This is a genomic window from Ruegeria sp. MALMAid1280 (assembly GCF_049195285.1).
Taxonomy (GTDB): Bacteria; Pseudomonadota; Alphaproteobacteria; order Rhodobacterales; family Rhodobacteraceae; genus Ruegeria.
The window spans coordinates 50,172-65,910 of sequence record NZ_JBMIRT010000056.1; the positions used below are offsets into that span (position 1 = coordinate 50,172).

14 protein-coding genes and 1 pseudogene are annotated in these 15,739 nt (G+C 59.4%); 9 read left to right on the forward strand and 6 right to left on the reverse strand.

Annotated features, from left to right (window positions below; genetic code table 11):
- The first annotated feature begins 11 nt into the window (after positions 1 to 11).
- Both ACOQFT_RS15675 and ACOQFT_RS15680 read left to right on the forward strand, forming a co-directional pair.
- On the forward strand, positions 12 to 1,691 hold the full coding sequence (locus ACOQFT_RS15675) for a TIGR01244 family sulfur transferase (RefSeq protein ID WP_421598821.1): 1,680 nt from the start codon (positions 12 to 14) through the stop codon (positions 1,689 to 1,691).
- An 82-nt stretch (positions 1,692 to 1,773) separates the two neighbouring features.
- Positions 1,774 to 3,534, forward strand: coding sequence for a SulP family inorganic anion transporter (locus ACOQFT_RS15680; protein WP_421598822.1), 1,761 nt, complete (start codon positions 1,774 to 1,776; stop codon positions 3,532 to 3,534).
- A gap of 51 nt (positions 3,535 to 3,585) precedes the next feature.
- Here the strand turns inward: ACOQFT_RS15680 and betI are convergent, their stop codons facing one another.
- On the reverse strand, positions 3,586 to 4,170 hold the full coding sequence (betI, locus tag ACOQFT_RS15685) for a transcriptional regulator BetI (protein WP_421598823.1): 585 nt from the start codon (positions 4,168 to 4,170) through the stop codon (positions 3,586 to 3,588).
- 143 nt (positions 4,171 to 4,313) lie between these two features.
- On the opposite strand from betI, the gene ACOQFT_RS15690 reads away from it, so the two are divergent.
- Together ACOQFT_RS15690 and betA are read left to right on the forward strand one after the other, a co-directional pair.
- Positions 4,314 to 4,673: a cupin domain-containing protein gene (locus ACOQFT_RS15690; RefSeq protein WP_421598824.1), complete on the forward strand. Its 360-nt coding sequence runs from the start codon at positions 4,314 to 4,316 to the stop codon at positions 4,671 to 4,673.
- Positions 4,674 to 4,678: 5 nt separating this feature from the next.
- Positions 4,679 to 6,415 carry a choline dehydrogenase gene (gene betA, locus ACOQFT_RS15695; protein WP_421598836.1) on the forward strand — a complete coding sequence of 579 codons (1,737 nt, stop codon included), beginning with the start codon at positions 4,679 to 4,681 and terminating at the stop codon, positions 6,413 to 6,415.
- 118 nt (positions 6,416 to 6,533) lie between these two features.
- Here betA and ACOQFT_RS15700 read toward each other — a convergent pair whose 3' ends face one another.
- Positions 6,534 to 6,905 carry a winged helix-turn-helix transcriptional regulator gene (locus ACOQFT_RS15700; protein ID WP_421598825.1) on the reverse strand — a complete coding sequence of 124 codons (372 nt, stop codon included), beginning with the start codon at positions 6,903 to 6,905 and terminating at the stop codon, positions 6,534 to 6,536.
- Positions 6,906 to 7,037: 132 nt separating this feature from the next.
- Between ACOQFT_RS15700 and ACOQFT_RS15705 the strand changes: the two genes are divergently transcribed.
- The 4 genes from ACOQFT_RS15705 (at position 7,038) to ACOQFT_RS15720 (ending at position 10,533) form a co-directional block, all read left to right on the forward strand.
- Positions 7,038 to 7,646, forward strand: a complete 609-nt coding sequence (locus tag ACOQFT_RS15705; RefSeq protein ID WP_421598826.1) for an NAD(P)H-dependent oxidoreductase — start codon at positions 7,038 to 7,040, stop codon at positions 7,644 to 7,646.
- A complete protein-coding gene (locus ACOQFT_RS15710; RefSeq protein WP_421598827.1) occupies positions 7,633 to 8,352 on the forward strand; it encodes a glutathione S-transferase family protein in 720 nt (239 codons plus the stop codon). Before ACOQFT_RS15705 ends, ACOQFT_RS15710 begins: the two co-directional genes overlap by 14 nt.
- A 182-nt stretch (positions 8,353 to 8,534) precedes the next feature.
- Positions 8,535 to 9,503, forward strand: coding sequence for an ion transporter (locus ACOQFT_RS15715; protein WP_421598828.1), 969 nt, complete (start codon positions 8,535 to 8,537; stop codon positions 9,501 to 9,503).
- Between the two features lie 337 nt (positions 9,504 to 9,840).
- Positions 9,841 to 10,533, forward strand: a complete 693-nt coding sequence (locus tag ACOQFT_RS15720) for a sulfotransferase family protein (RefSeq protein ID WP_421598829.1) — start codon at positions 9,841 to 9,843, stop codon at positions 10,531 to 10,533.
- A gap of 134 nt (positions 10,534 to 10,667) precedes the next feature.
- Here ACOQFT_RS15720 and ACOQFT_RS15725 read toward each other — a convergent pair whose 3' ends face one another.
- Both ACOQFT_RS15725 and ACOQFT_RS15730 read right to left on the reverse strand, forming a co-directional pair.
- Entirely contained in the window at positions 10,668 to 13,460 is a 2,793-nt protein-coding gene (locus ACOQFT_RS15725; RefSeq protein WP_421598830.1) for an autotransporter outer membrane beta-barrel domain-containing protein, read from the reverse strand.
- A 252-nt stretch (positions 13,461 to 13,712) separates the two neighbouring features.
- On the reverse strand, positions 13,713 to 14,045 hold the full coding sequence (locus tag ACOQFT_RS15730) for a hypothetical protein (RefSeq protein ID WP_421598831.1): 333 nt from the start codon (positions 14,043 to 14,045) through the stop codon (positions 13,713 to 13,715).
- On the opposite strand from ACOQFT_RS15730, the gene ACOQFT_RS15735 reads away from it, so the two are divergent.
- Positions 14,032 to 14,418 carry a hypothetical protein gene (locus ACOQFT_RS15735; RefSeq protein ID WP_421598832.1) on the forward strand — a complete coding sequence of 129 codons (387 nt, stop codon included), beginning with the start codon at positions 14,032 to 14,034 and terminating at the stop codon, positions 14,416 to 14,418. The two genes, ACOQFT_RS15730 and ACOQFT_RS15735, sit on opposite strands and share 14 nt — an antisense overlap.
- A 185-nt stretch (positions 14,419 to 14,603) precedes the next feature.
- On the opposite strand, the gene ACOQFT_RS15740 is transcribed toward ACOQFT_RS15735, so the two are convergent.
- Positions 14,604 to 15,581 carry an HpcH/HpaI aldolase/citrate lyase family protein gene (locus ACOQFT_RS15740; RefSeq protein WP_421598833.1) on the reverse strand — a complete coding sequence of 326 codons (978 nt, stop codon included), beginning with the start codon at positions 15,579 to 15,581 and terminating at the stop codon, positions 14,604 to 14,606.
- An 18-nt stretch (positions 15,582 to 15,599) separates the two neighbouring features.
- Positions 15,600 to 15,739 (reverse strand): annotated as a pseudogene (gene glyA, locus ACOQFT_RS15745) (serine hydroxymethyltransferase); the annotation flags it as partial.

Sequence of the window (15,739 nt, forward strand, 5' to 3'; positions counted from 1 at the left end):
GGAGGAGAGTCATGGAACTGCGTACCATATCACCCAAGTTCACGGTCAGCCCGCAGATCTCGGTTGAGGACATCCAAACCATCGCGGCGCAGGGATTTCGCGCGATCATCTGCAACCGGCCGGATGGCGAAGGCGCCGACCAGCCATCGTTCAAGGAAATTGCCGCCGCTGCCGCCGCCGCAGGGATTGAGGCGCGCTATGTCCCGGTGCAGACGGGGATGGTGAAGGATCAGGATGTTTCAGCGTTTGGTGACGCTTTGGAGGACGTTCAGCGCCCGGTGCTGGCCTATTGCCGGACCGGAACACGTTCGGCCACGCTGTGGTCGTTTCACGAGGCCAAGAAACGCCCCATGTCCGAGATCCTGATGGCCACCAAGGCCGCAGGCTATGACATGAACGGTGTTGCCCGCCGCATCGCCAATGGCGGCAAAACCCCAACCGACACGGGCGACGCGCAATTTCAGATCGTGATTGTAGGCGCGGGCGCGGGGGGTATTTCGGTCGCGGCCAGCCTCAAATCGCGGCAACCTGATCTGGACATTGCGGTGATCGACCCCGCCGATATTCACTATTATCAGCCCGGCTGGACCATGGTGGGCGGCGGCATCTTTGACGCTCAGACAACGGCGAAAACCATGGGCAGCCTGATCCCGAAAGGGGTTCACTGGATCAAGGCCGCGGTTGCCGCGTTCGAGCCGCAGAACAACGCCGTCGTTCTGGACGGGTGCCGGGTGGTGAAATACGACCGCCTTGTCGTATGCCCCGGGCTGAAGCTGGATTGGGGCAAGGTCGAGGGTCTGGAAGAGACCTTGGGCCGCAATGGTGTGACGTCGAACTATCGCTATGACCTTGCGCCCTACACCTGGCAACTGGTGCAAGAGATGAAAGAGGGCAAAGCGCTGTTTACTCAGCCGCCGATGCCGATCAAATGCGCCGGTGCGCCGCAAAAGGCCATGTATCTGTCAGGCGATGCCTGGTTTCGCAGCGGTGCGCTGAAGGATATCGACATCCAGTTCATGAACGCGGGCGGCGTTCTGTTCGGGGTCAAGGATTATGTCCCGGCGCTGGAGCGGTATGTCGAGAAATATGGTGCCACGCTGAATTTCTTCCACAATCTGGTGGCGATCGACGGGCCGGCCAAAACGGCGGTTTTCGAAGCGATCAAGCCGGATAGCGACCCGGATAAGGTCGAGGTCGAGTTTGACATGATCCATGTCTGCCCGCCCCAGACGGCGCCCGATTTCGTGCGTGTCTCACCTCTGGCCGACGCGGCAGGCTGGGTCGATGTGGATCAATCGACGCTGCGCCACAAGAGCTACGACAACATCTGGTCGCTGGGTGACGTGATGAATGCGCCCAATGCAAAAACCGCCGCTGCGGCCCGCAAACAGGCACCAACCGTGGCGGGCAACATCGTGGCTGACATCGCTGGTCGCTCGGCTGTGGCGCAATATGACGGGTATGGCTCCTGCCCGCTGACGGTTGAGCGCGGCAAGATCGTACTGGCCGAGTTCGGCTATGGCGGCGCACTGAAACCCAGTTTCCCGCGTTTCCTGATCGACGGGACACAGCCAAGCCGCATGGCGTGGTTCCTGAAGGAAACCCTGCTGCCGCCGATCTATTGGAAGGCCATGCTGCGCGGCAAGGAATGGATGGCGCGGCCCGAAAAGCTGAATGTCGCACCAGAATAAGAACTGGGTTTGTGTGTTTTGCGCACGACGACAAGCGGGGGGTGCTGACTGCACCGCCCGCTCTGAACACCGGAAAGTCTAGATGATCGAACGCCTCCGCCAATATGTCCCCGTTCTGGACTGGGGCCGAACCTATACGCGTGGCGCCTTTTCAAACGACCTCATTGCGGCCCTGATCGTGACGATCATGCTGATCCCGCAATCGCTGGCCTATGCATTGCTGGCCGGGTTGCCCCCCGAGGCGGGGATCTACGCATCCATCGTGCCCATCGTGCTGTATTCGATCTTCGGCACCAGCCGGGCGCTGGCGGTTGGACCGGTGGCGGTGGTGTCGCTGCTGACCGCAACGGCCATTGGGCAGATGGCTGAACAGGGGTCGGCGGGCTATGCGGTTGCGGCGCTGACGCTGGCCTTCCTGTCCGGCGGGCTTCTGGTGCTCATGGGGGTTTTGCGCCTTGGGTTTCTGGCCAATTTCCTCAGCCATCCGGTCATTGCCGGGTTTATCACGGCCTCGGGTATTCTGATTGCGACCAGCCAGGTCAAACACATACTGGGGGTCAGCGCACATGGTCATACGTTGCCGGAAATGCTGGGTTCGATCTTTCAACACCTGCCCGAGGTCAACTGGGTGACCGTGGCGATCGGAACTCTGGCAACCGGGTTTCTGTTCTGGGTGCGAAAAAACCTCAGACCGTTTCTGAACCGGTTGGGAGTGCCGCCGGTGCTGGCAGATATCCTGACCAAAGCCGGTCCGGTCGCAGCCGTGGTCGCCACGACCGTCGCCGTCTGGCGGCTCGATCTGGCCGCCGAGGGTGTGCAGATTGTCGGGCGCGTGCCTCAAAGCCTGCCGCCCCTGACCCTGCCGGGATTTTCCCCGGATCTGATCAGGGCGCTTGCAATTCCGGCCATTCTGATTTCGATCATTGGTTTTGTCGAAAGCGTCTCGGTCGCGCAGACTCTGGCGGCCAAGAAACGTCAACGCATTGATCCGGATCAGGAACTGATTGGTCTGGGGGCCGCAAATCTGGGCGCCGCCTTTACCGGGGGGTATCCGGTGACCGGCGGCTTTGCCCGCTCGGTTGTCAATTTCGACGCTGGCGCGGAAACACCCGCAGCGGGTGCATTCACCGCCATCGGTCTGGCCATCGCGGCGGTGGCGTTGACACCTTTGGTCTTCTACCTGCCCAGGGCCACGCTGGCGGCGACCATCATCGTCGCAGTGCTCAGCCTTGTTGATCTGTCCATCCTGAAGAAAACCTGGCGCTATTCCCGCGCCGATTTTACCGCTGTGACCGCGACCATTCTGCTGACGCTGGGACTGGGGGTCGAGGTTGGGGTGGCTTCCGGTGTGGCGCTCTCGGTTCTGCTGCACCTCTACAAGACCTCGCGCCCGCATGTGGCCGAGGTTGGCCTTGTTCCCGGAACCCAGCATTTCCGGAACATCCTGCGCCATGATGTGGAAACCGTTCCTTCGCTGGTGACGCTGCGCGTTGATGAAAGCCTGTGTTTCGTGAACGCACGATTTCTGGAGACGCTGATCCAAAGTCGCGTGACCGAAGGATGTACGGTTCGGAATGTGGTGCTGATGTTCTCGGCGGTGAATGAGGTGGACTTTTCAGCTCTCGAAAGCCTTGAGGCGATAAACCACCGGCTCATTGACATGGGCGTCGGTCTGCACCTGTCCGAGGTCAAGGGTCCGGTCATGGACCGGCTGAACCGCACACATTTTCCCGATAAGCTGAACGGGCAGGTGTTTCTGTCGCAATATGATGCCTGGTCAAGCCTTGCCCAAAGCGAAACCAGCGCGGGGGGTGCGACGAGGTTGTCTTCGGTCGGTGGGTAACCTTCGACCCCGGTTCTTCGATCGCGTCGCGCGGGTAGTCTACGGTCCGTCTCAGCGGTGCGCTGACAGCGCCTGTTCCGTCAGGGTGGTTACCAGATTCTGCGCCGCCGTCAGGTCGACGGGTTCGACGCGCGTTGCGTGTTGCAGCCACACCCCGTCGATCAGCGCAACAATCATGCGCGCAATGTGCCCGCCCTCTTCATCGGAATATAGCGGAGCAATGGCCGAGCGGACCACGTCGAGGTTCCGCTGCTGATAGCGCAGCAGTTCCTGATGATAGTCGGCGTCTGACCCTGCAAGGCAATAGAGCGTCAGCCACACCGATGACAGCCGTTTGTTCGATTGCTCGGGCGCCAGCGCCATATGCACCAGCGACAAGACCTTATCCCTGGGCGGAGTGTCCTGTGCCGCAATCAGATCCAACTGCTCGCCATAAGAGGTCACCGCATGGCGGATCGCCGCCAGCAGCAGCCCCTGTTTGGTGTCGTAGTAGTGGCAGACCAACCCGGCAGAAACACCCGCCTGACGTGCCACATCCCGGATCTTCAGCGCACAGAACCCCTGATCATTCAGCACGTCCATGGTGGCCTCGATGATCTGGAGCTTGCGGATTTCGATGTCTGACAAACGCGACACGGGGTGACCTCTTGTGACTTCGGGCCTTTGTAGGCGGCACATGGACTGAACGCCAGTCACATTATTGAACCGCTGTTCAACAATTTATTGAACCACGGTTCAATCAATGCTAGCCGTTCCGCAACACATGTCCGGAGGCCCAAATGATCCGCGCAATCAATCTGACCGATGCTGGGGCACATGCCCTGATGGCTGCTCCCCGCCAGATGATCATGAGCTCACCCGAGGTGGCCGCGCCGCTGGAATGGGAAAAACTCGTGATTGATCGTGCCTCGGATGAGGTGCGCGTCGGTACCTGGAAATGCGAGCCCTACACCGACGAGATCGTCGATTATGCCTATGACGAGTTCATGTTCATGATCGCTGGAACGGTCGAGTTGATTTACCCCGATGGCAGCTCTGACCGGTTCGGGCCCGGCCAAGCGTTCCTGCTGCCCAAGGGGTTCACGGGTACGTGGAAACAGCCCGAAACCGTTGTCAAATTCATGGCGATGATCCGCTGAACCGGATGGAGCACTACGACTATATCATTGTGGGCGCAGGCTCTGCGGGTTGCGTTCTGGCGAACCGCTTGGGTGAAGATACACGCAAGCGCATTCTGGTGCTCGAGGCCGGGGGCAGCGACAATGCCACGATCGTTCGAATGCCGTCGGCCCTGTCGATCCCAATGAATACCAGACGCTTCAACTGGGGGTTCGTGACCGAACCCGAACCGCATCTGGATGGGCGTGTCATGAACCTGCCGCGCGGCAAGGGGCTGGGGGGATCAAGCTCGATCAATGGAATGTGCTATGTGCGTGGCAACCCGATGGATTACGAACTTTGGGCGGATCATGGGGCGGCGGGGTGGAACTGGGCCAACGTGCTGCCCTATTTCAGGCGATTGGAAAACGCTTCGGACGCAGGTGCGTTTCGGGGGCGCGGCGGCCCGGTCAAGGTGACACGCGGGCCCGAAATCAACCCTCTGTATCAGGCGTTCATCGAAGCGGGCGTTCAGGCCGGATACGCCCGCAGCGCCAACATGAACGACCTCCAGCATGAGGGCTTCGGTCCGATGGAAATGAACGTGGACGCGGGTGAGCGATGCAGTGCCGCCGTCGCCTATCTGCGCCCGGCCGTGGCGCGGGGCAATGTCCGGGTCGTGACCCACGCCCACACAACGCGCATCCTGACTGAGGGGCGCAAAGCGGTTGGCGTTGAATACGACCACAAGGGAAAACGGGTTCAGGTGCTGGCCTCAGAGGTAATCCTGTCCGCAGGCTCGATCATGTCCCCGGTCATTCTTCAGCGCTCAGGCATCGGACCGAGGCGCGAGATACAACAGGCTGGCATCGCCGTTGTTCACCACTTGCCCGGCGTTGGTGGCAATCTGATGGATCATCTGGAATTGTACGTGCAGCAGGAATGCACGCAGCCGGTGTCGCTTTACCCGCATATAAGCCTTTTGGGCAAAGCTCGGATCGGATTGCGCTGGCTGCTGCGCCGCGACGGGTTGGGGGCCACCAATCATTTCGAGGCCGGGGCCCATATCCGCAGTCGCGCTGGTATCCTTTACCCCGACATACAGTTTCACTTCCTGCCGTTGGCCATTTCCTATGACGGGAAAGCGCTGGCCAAGGGGCACGGGTTTCAGGTGCATGTCGGCACGAAGCGATCGAAAAGCCGAGGCAGCGTGCGGCTGAACGCATCGCGCCCGCTGGGACCTCCTAGCGTGCGGTTCAACTACATGAGCCACGAAGACGACTGGCGGGAAATGCGCGCCTGCGTTCACCTGGCGCGCGAGATTTTTCAGCAACCCGCCTTGGCCCCTTTCGCCGGTCGTGAACTTGCTCCGGGACCGGATTGCAACAGTGACGCGCAGATCGATCAGTTCATCAAGGACAAGGTCGAAAGCGCTTTTCATCCCTGCGGTACCTGTCGGATGGGTGACGACCCGCAATCCGTCATCGACCCCGATACGATGCGCGTTCACGGAATGGAAGGGTTGCGTGTCGTTGACGCTTCGGTCATGCCGCAGGCCACGGCTGGGGACCTCAACGTGCCGACGCTGATGCTGGCGGAACGCGCCGCTGATCTGATCAGAGGCACCTGCTTGCCCGCTGCCGATCCGGCGCCGGTGTTGGTGGATGCCAATTGGCGGAACCATCAGCGGTCGAGGGCAATCGATACGGATCTGAACGGCGTGGATACCGGAACCCTGTTTGCACAAGAGCGTAATCTTGTGGGCGGCAAAACGTATCGATAACCGATTTCCGAGGATTGCCCTCTGATGGCCAAGCGGGTCCGCCTGCCGCCGCCAGTCCTTACATGGGCATCATACTGTAAGGCTTGCTCTGAAGGTCAGGGCCTCCCGGGCGGCGCGTTCAGGTATCTGCGCTACTTCGAGGCAGGCTCTCGCTCCATTTCCGCAGCGCGCCTAGAAATCCCAGTGCGGTGCAACCCAATTCGGTGATCTCGTACTGTACCGAGACCGGCGCGGTGTCCATCACTTCGCGCCGGACCAGGCCCCGAGCCTCAAGCTGGCGCAGCCGCTCGGTGATCATCTTTTTGCTGGCGCCGCCAATCAGGCGGGACAGATCGTTAAAGCGCACAGGACCGTCCTTAAGGTGCCACAGAATGGACCCCGTCCATTTCCCGCCGATGATCCGCATGCCGCGTTCGATCGGGCAAGGCTCTGAACAGGCGTCATAAACCTGCTGCCGCCCCTTGGTATCGTCTTCGACTCGCGCCCGCATTCTGCACCTCCGCCGCTCAAGAACTAGGTTACTATAAGTAAACAGGTTGCATTTCCTTCATTGAATACACAACTTCATCACGGCGTCGCGCAAAGTCAAGCGACCGCAGAATTATGAAACAAGGAACCAGACATGAGCAACATCCTGATCATCAATGGCACGCAGCCCTATGAGTTCGCTCCGGGTCGGTTGAACGCAAGCCTGGCGCAAAAAGCGCAGGAGGCGTTGGCAGCCAAAGGTCACACGGTGCGCCTGACGACCATTGCGGATGGCTACGACATCGACGCCGAGGTTGACGCGCATGTATGGGCCGATGTGGTCATCATGCAATTCCCGGTGAACTGGATGGGAACGCCCTGGGTGTTCAAGAAATACATGGACGAAGTGTACACTGCCGGAATGGACGGGCGTCTGAGCACCGGCGACGGCCGCACGACCGAAGCGCCGAAAGCCAACTACGGTATGGGCGGAGCGCTACAGGAGAAAAGATACATGCTGTCCGTGACCTTCAATGCGCCGCGAGAGGCGTTCGACAACCCGTCGGAGCCCTTCTTTGCGGGCGACAGCGTCGATGACCTGATGCGCCCGATCCACTTGACCGCCAAATTCCTTGGCATGGAACAGCTGCCGACCTTTGCCGCGTATGACGTCATGAAAAACCCGGGGATCGAGGCCGATTTCAAACGTTTTGATGCCCATCTGACCACCATATTCGCCGAGGTCGATCATGTCGCGGCCTGATATCCTTCTCTATACCGCGGCCACCATGAACGGTTACAAACCGGTGATCTTCCTGGAGGAAGCAGGCGTTCCCTATGACCTCACGGCGATCGATTTCTCGAAAAAGGAGCAGAAAACGCCTGAGTTTCTGAAGCTCAATCCCAACGGCAAAATCCCAACGATCGAAGACCGGGCCGAGGGGCGGGCAATTTTCGAAAGCGGGGCCATCCTATGGCATCTGGCTGAGAAATACGGACAATTCCTGCCCGCCGATCCGGTCAAACAGTCCGAGGTGATGCAGTGGATGTTCTTTCAGGTCGGCCATATCGGCCCGATGATGGGACAGGCGATGTATTTCCAACATATTGCCGCCCCAAACGGTCATGAGGAACCGTTTTCGATCAAACGCTATATCGACGAATCCCGCCGGTTGCTTGAGGTCCTGGACGCCCATCTTGAGGGCAAGGAATGGCTTGCAGCCGGGGAATACACCATCGCAGACATGATGATCTTTCCCTGGGCGCGCGCCTATGTCTGGGCCCGCGCCAGCGTTGAAGGCCTGCCCCACCTACAGGCCTGGTTCGACCGAATCGATGCCCGCCCGGCGGTCCAAAAGGCCCTTACCATTCCCAAGGCAAACCCGCATTTTTGGGACACAGAGGCCGATGCCAGCACTTTTGCCAAGGAAAATGCAGCCCGATTTGCCGGGGATGTCGGGAAGGACTGATTGCGGAACTGCCATTGGTTCTTACGACCACGGTGGGACATGCGTATGTTTGGCGACGTTACAACCATTGCCTGTTTCATTATCATGCCGCATGTGCCTTCTTGGATAGGCACTTGATCCTGGGGAGAGCGCCGTCTCAGCACTTGCATTCCCCGTGACCCGGGCCTGGATAACGTATCGTCATGAGTGACACTATATCGGAGCACAAGAACCTGCGTGCGAAACTCTACTGGTGGCTGGAGCGGCCAGACCGCACCGCAATCGGGCCATGGCTGCTTGAGATCGCGTTGATCGTTCTGATTTCGCTCAATGTCACTGCAGTGATCCTTGAGACAGTCGGGCCCATCTACACGCGCTGGCACGTCGCGCTGGACCTGTTCGAAGGGCTTTCCCTGCTTGTTTTTGTGGCCGAGTACGCCGCGCGTTTCTGGGTTGCGCCGGAAGATCCGGATTGCAAATCCCGTCTGGCCTGGGTCCGGTCTCCGCTGGCCGTGATTGACCTGCTGGCGATATTGCCGGCGCTGCTCTACCTGTTTTTCCCGATGGATCTGCGCATCCTGCGAACGTTCCGGATGTTGCGGCTGCTCAAGTTGACCCGGTATTCTCCGGCGCTCGGGATGCTGTTCGCCGTGTTCGAGGAAGAGGCCGGGTCTTTCTTTGCCGGCTTCTTCATTCTGCTGGTGATGCTGATTTTCGCCGCCAGCGGTGCCTGGATTGCCGAGCACGAGGCGCAGCCCGAAGCCTTTGGCTCGATCCCTGCAGCCATGTGGTGGGCCATGGCCACATTGACGACCGTGGGTTATGGCGATGTGACGCCGGTCACCGTGGCGGGTAAAGTGTTTGGTGCCTTGATTACAGTGATCGGCATCGGCATGGCGGCGTTGCCTGCAGGGATCCTTGCCAGCGGCCTCAACGACCAGTTGCACCGGCGTCGCGCCAGGATGGAGCGCGAATTCCGCGCCGCGCTGGAAGATGGCGATATCTGCGAGGCGGATGAAAAGGATATCGAAGCCCTGAGAAAAAGTCTGGGCCTGTCGCACCGCGCCGCCAATCACATTCGCGACCAAATCCACTCCGAGACGCAATCAGAGGCAGGCCGGTGCAAAACCTGCGGTCAGTCCCTTCCAGTACCAGAGGAGGCGCTGGACTAAGGTGCCGGATTGTCGAGGTGCGTGACCAGACCCTCTGCCAAAGCGATATCATCGGGCTTATGGCCTTTGGTCATCCGGCGCAAAACGCCGCTGAACCTGCGAAGTTTGGATGGACGGGGCCCGGCGTTCTCTTACCTATCACCAGAACAGCAAAGCCCATGCGGACGCGCATCAGTTGGTCGGCCTCACCGCGTTCCTGGCAAGGCAGGGGACGTTGCGGTCCAAGCCATTCGCGAAGCGGTCCGGCTGCAGCCTAACGATGCCGCGTTTCTGGCAAATTTCGTGGAAATCCTGTGCTCGGCCAGCGAATTGGACGAAGCCGTAGACATTGGATTGCGTGCGATCCGTCTGGCCGGTAAGTGCCAACAATCTGACTTCCGTTCTGGTCGAGGCCGAGAACCCCTCTGACCCTCGCGCGCAGTTTGAACGGGCCGCTGAGACGGCAGATGACAAGCTGGGTTCTTTGCTTGCGCTGGCAATGGTGGACAAGATCACAACGGACAGCCCGATCTTACATCTGATCGACTGGTTCCGCGGTTGCGCCGTCGGCAGTGAACGGCCAATCTTTGGGCTCGGGATGCCGCGGTCGGGCACAACTCTGACCGAGTCCATTCTGGACGCGCACAGCAATATCTTCGGTGCGGGTGAGCTGAACGACCTGCGAAACCTGTTCAGCCGCGTGGCTGGCAACCCATTTGACACCTGCCTTTCCTGCTACACACCTCTGTTCGAGCGTAGCCAGTTGCACAGCTATGATCTGGTCGAATTGGGCCGCTACTACACCAACTATGTGTGCCTCATGAACCACTGGCGCGACACGCTGCCCGAAGGTGCGTTCCTGACGGTTCGCTGCGAAGCGTTGGTCGATGATATCGAGGCCCAGACCAGACGGCTGCTGGAGTTTTTCGGTTTGGGCCGGGACAGCAACTGCCTGGGTTTCCACGCCCGCAAATGGCGCGTGCGAACCGCCAGTGCATCAGGTGCGCCAGCCGCTTTTTCGATCCACCAAGGCCAAATGGCTGAACTATGAAGATCAACTGAAACCGCTGGTCGAAACGATTGGCGGTCTTTCGATAGATTTCTGAGTGTTGAGCCTGCGCGACCAAAGGTAGGGCGGATACCCGCCCTACCCGAAAACTTATGGCGTGCCCTGTAAGGGGCCGGTCAGAAGGCCCACCGCAATCCGCCCCGGAAGTTCGGCCCCTGCGCGTCGCTGCCAATTTTCTGTTCTGCATTGGCCTGGAATTGCATGATCGGGACAAGCTCGTGCTCGTACCCGATCAGCACACTGCCGCCGGTGAAATCGTTCGAGGCAAAGGACAGGTTCCGCGTGGTTGAGAATACCGTCACGGACGCATCGGTATCACCCAGATCACGCCGCAACACGCCTGACAGCTGACCAAACAGAGTGCCGCCACTGTTCAACGCCCTTTCCACATCGACACCCAGGCGGGCCTCGATCACTTCGATGGTGCTGTCCCCAACCGTGGTATTGGTCGAGGAACCGGTCTCGGTATAGCCGTCATCCTTCTGGCGGGTATGGCGCATATCGCCAAAGCCCATCAGCGAGAAGGGGTTGCTTATGCCAAAGGGCCGTTCGATCCCCAGATAGGCGGTAACAAGCGTGCTGTCATAGTCAGCGGTCGCATCGGCGCTGCCGGTGATTTCGCGGGACCGATCGGTAGACTGCCAGCCGAAGCCCAGCCCGGCCTCAACCGTGTACAAGCCGAACTGACGGCCCACAGAGGCGTCCAGATACACGCCGCCGGTGTCGAAATCCGTCGTATCCGTATCCCCGTCCGAGCGGAATACGCCCAGCCCCAAAGCCAGCGCCAGACCGTTGTCCAGTTGACCGGAATACCCGACGCTGCCGTTGAACACCGTGACATCGGTTTCCGTTCCTTCGTTTTCGAACTGGCGCGATGTGGCGTCGATTATCGCATAGGGGCGGAAGGGGCCAAAGCTGATGCCCGACACCCGACCGGTGATCGAATTGCGCGTGACCTGCGCCTGCCCCCCATAGTTCAGCGCGTTCACCGACCCGTTGACCGCGCCACCGTAGAAGGCCGTCACATCGGCCGACGTAAGCAGGCCCGAAAAATCGACACTGGCGTAAATCGGCGCCGCCCCGCCTTCATCCTGCACAAACCAGCCCGAGCGTCCGTCCGAAACCGTGGTGGTAAACACACCGGACCCCGCTGCGGTGTCTTCAAACCGGAACACCGCACTGCCGCCATTGGCACCCAGGTTGACGTTGTGGTCTTGCACCCGGATCACACCGCTCACCATGTCGGTGCTGACCAGATTCAGGGTCCCGGTGCCGGTTCCCAGATAGATTGCATAAGCATCGCCGGCCTCGGAAGATGCCGAGATATCGCCTACGGCCGCGATTTCACCGTCAAAGTTTTCGAAATACAATCCATAGGCGTTGACCATATCGCTGCCCGAAGCAGTCGCCTGAATGACCCCGCTGTTCGAGAAACTGCCCTGAATGTCTTCGATATAGAGCCCTGCGGCGGTGCCATCAGCGCTGGCCGTGGCATTGATCAAAGTGGCCGTCGCCGTCACGGTCCCCGAGTTGGAGACATCCCCCGACATCGTGTCGTAGTGCAGAACGGCCTGCGCCCGCGCGCACTCGGCCCCTTGGGCAAAAACAGGGATGTTGCCGCTGTTCTGGACCAAACCGCTGGTGCCGCCGCGTACATAGATGCCACGGGCCGAGGAATCCTCGGTCGGTGACACGCTTTGTGCGGAGATCCTGCCCGAATTGGTCAGCGAACCGTCCAGCCCGTCCCTGATGAACACGCCTGCCACGTAAGCACTGTGACCCTGCGCCTCAGTTTTCTGAGATGTCGAGAGTGCTGTCACCGAACCCGAATTCGAAAAGTCTCCATTTACGGATTCTTCGACATTGAAACTGTGGGCCTCAGCTTCGTCTTGTGCCGAGGACTGCACGGCTACCGAGCCAGTGTTTGTGATGCTACCGTTGAAATTGTCGACGCTGCCATCGCCACCGACAAAAAACCCGTTGGCGATTGCAGTATTGTTCGAAGAACTCGCCGCGACGGTAGTGTCACTTTGGTTGCTGAAGTCGCCCGTCATCCCGTGTTGCGAGTAAACCCCCGATGCAAGCGCCTGTTCTCGGGCTTCAGCCTGAACTGCCATTGAACCTGTGTTCGTCACATTGCTGTTGGGCGCTTCATGCCCGAAATAAATCGCATAGGCGTGGGCATATTCGTCATCGGAACTGGCCTGCACCTCGAATGACTCGGAATTGGTGATATCCGCATCCACCGCGTCAAATTGGGTCAGAACGCCATAGGCCTGCGCCTCTTCCTCGCCCGCATCCGCAATGGCAAGGATGGTGCCGGAATTGTTCAGCGCACCGTTCCAGTGCCGATTGACGTAGATCCCGGCAACGGTGGCTTGGGTTGCATCAATTCCCTGAACCGAGATCACGCCCGAATTGATGATATCGCCATCCAGCCCCGAAACGATGGCAATGCCATACCCCAGCGCGTCATCGGTATGGCTTTGGATGACTATCGAAATCGTGCCAGAGTTCAGGATGTCTACCCCGGCTTCACCGGACACTCTCGGCCCGACCGCCTCGGCCTCACCACCGGCATTTGCCTGCAACGTAATCACGCCGCTGTTGCTAATATCCTCAGTGACGCCGTCGTGGATGTTAACGCCATAGGCGTCCAGGTCATCCTCATCCGTGTGGCCAATAACCTGAATCGTGCCCGTATCGGAAAATGCCCCGGCCAGACCGCCGGCAATATCGATACCGTTGACGGAGATCTCGTCAGACCCCGAAGCGTTGACGGAAATTGTGCCGGTGTTCGTGATCGTCCCCGTCAAGCCGCTGCTGATATCAAACCCGTCTGCACGTGTTTCTGTTGACCCGATTGCAACCACCGGAACAGTGCCAGAATTCGTGAGGTTTCCAGTCATCCCGCCAGCTCCAGAATTGGTCTGAACGGTTATGGTGTTCGCGTTGACGATGTCTCCGTTTAATGCGCCCTCTACATTGACACCGGCCACTGATACACTGGCGCCGCTGGTCGTTGTCGCTCTCAGGGTTCCGGTGTTTCTGATGGTGGTGTTGACGTCATCCCCAAACAGCAGCGCCGCCGCTGTCGCGTTCGAAGTCCCTGCCGCCACTGCGGCCGAAATTGATCCTCCGTAATGGACCGTCCCGGTTGCCTAAACACCGTCCCCGAACCCGGCGCCGACGGCGACTGCATTGTCAGCAATAGTCGCGGCATTGGCCGACAGCGTACCGGTATTCTGGAACGTCCCGCCGAAATCGCCGTTGGTCAAAAAGCTAAACGCTGTGGCATTGCTGGTCGCACCCGCAACCGTTGCGCTGATCGCGCCATTGTTCACGATCTGGCCGGAGGGCAGCACCCGAGTGTCCACCAGCAGACCAATAGCCGTTGCATTGGCCGTTGCCGACACTGTGCCATCGTTGGTCACGGTGCTGGAATCAACCGGATCGAGCGTCACGGTAGGGGCCGTAGCCGTGGAAACAGTCACCGATCCTGTGGATGTGATACTATTATCCTCGTCATTCAAGAAAACCACCGGAGAGGTTTGCCGCGTGGAATTCACCTCTGCCACGGCAATTCACGACGATCCTGTCCCTATGGATGCCGAGGTCAGAAACACCGAAGGAGCAATGCTGGCAATTTTGCCTTTCCATTTGACAACTCGACCACCCCTGGCCGCGCGCACCTGCACGGACCGCCCCAAACCGCCAGTATTCACCGACGTCTCCCCTCAAAGGTTTTGTTGTTTGCTTGGGCATTCACTAGGAATGAATCCCGGCTTAAATGTGGCAAGCTCCGGCGCTGTGGAGTTTAAGTTCGCATGCGATGCATCAGTTGCAGCTCGGCAAGTTTCAAGCTGATATTGTGAAGTGATTTCAAATTGATACACTCAAAAGGAAAATGTGCCGCAGGTTGGAGCACCGAGGAAAAATACTCCGAGGCTGTGATTTGGATGTCCGAGTCGGCCAGCATTGCTCTGCTGACAACCGCACAAAAACTGCGAGGACTATTCCCTCGCAGTTTCTGTTTTTCAGGCTCAAACGGGTCAGGCTGCAGCAATTTGGCCTGCTTTTTCGACCAGAACTTCGGCCTGTCGGATTGAGGCATAGTCGATCAGGCGACCGTCCAGCGACACCGCGCCTTTGCCTGCGGCTTCGGCCTCGGCCATGGCAACGAGAATACGCTGGGCCTTGTTGACCTCGGCGTCGGACGGGGACATCACCTCGTTTGCCAGCGCGATCTGACTGGGATGGATCGCCCATTTGCCTTCGCACCCCAGAACCGCCGCACGTTTGGCCGCTGCGCGGTAACCGTCCTGGTCCTGGAAGTCGCCGAACGGCCCGTCAATCGGGCGCAAACCGTTGGCACGGGCGGCAACCACCATACGCGCCAGCGCGTAATGCCACATGTCGCCCCAATGGGTCATGCGACCACCTTCGTCATCGGCATCCGTCAGCACGGAATAATCCGGGTTCACGCCACCGATGATCGTGGTCCGCGCGCGGGTCGAGGCGGCATAGTCGGCAACACCAAAATGCAGGCTTTCGTTGCGCTTTGATGCGGCTGCGATCTCGCTGACATTTTGCATACCCAGCGCGGTTTCGATGATGTGCTCGAAGCCGATGCGTTTCTTGTAGCCCTTGGCGTCCTCGATCTGAGTGACCAGCATATCGACGGCATAGACATCGGCGGCGGTGCCGACTTTGGGGATCATGATCAGGTCCAGCCGGTCTTCGGCCTGTTCGACCACATCCACCACGTCGCGGTACATGTAATGGGTGTCCAGACCGTTGATCCGCACCGACATGGTCTTGTTGCCCCAGTCGATGTCGTTCAGCGCTTCGATGATGTTCTTGCGCGCCTGTTCCTTTTCGTCCGGTGCAACGGCGTCTTCCAGATCAAGGAAGATGACATCCACATTCGACTGTGCAGCCTTTTCGAACATACCGGGTTGACTGCCCGGAACGGCCAACTCGCTGCGGTTCAGGCGGGCAGGGGCTTGTTCAATGGAATGAAAGCTCATGGGGTAGGGTCCTTCGACTTACAGGTTTGGATAGATCGGGAATTTGGCGCAGAGGTCTGCGACCTCGGCCTTGACCTTGGCTTCGACGGCGTCGTTGCCGTCCTCGCCATTGGCGGCCAGGCCGTCGACCACTTCGATGATCCAGTCGGCGATCTGGC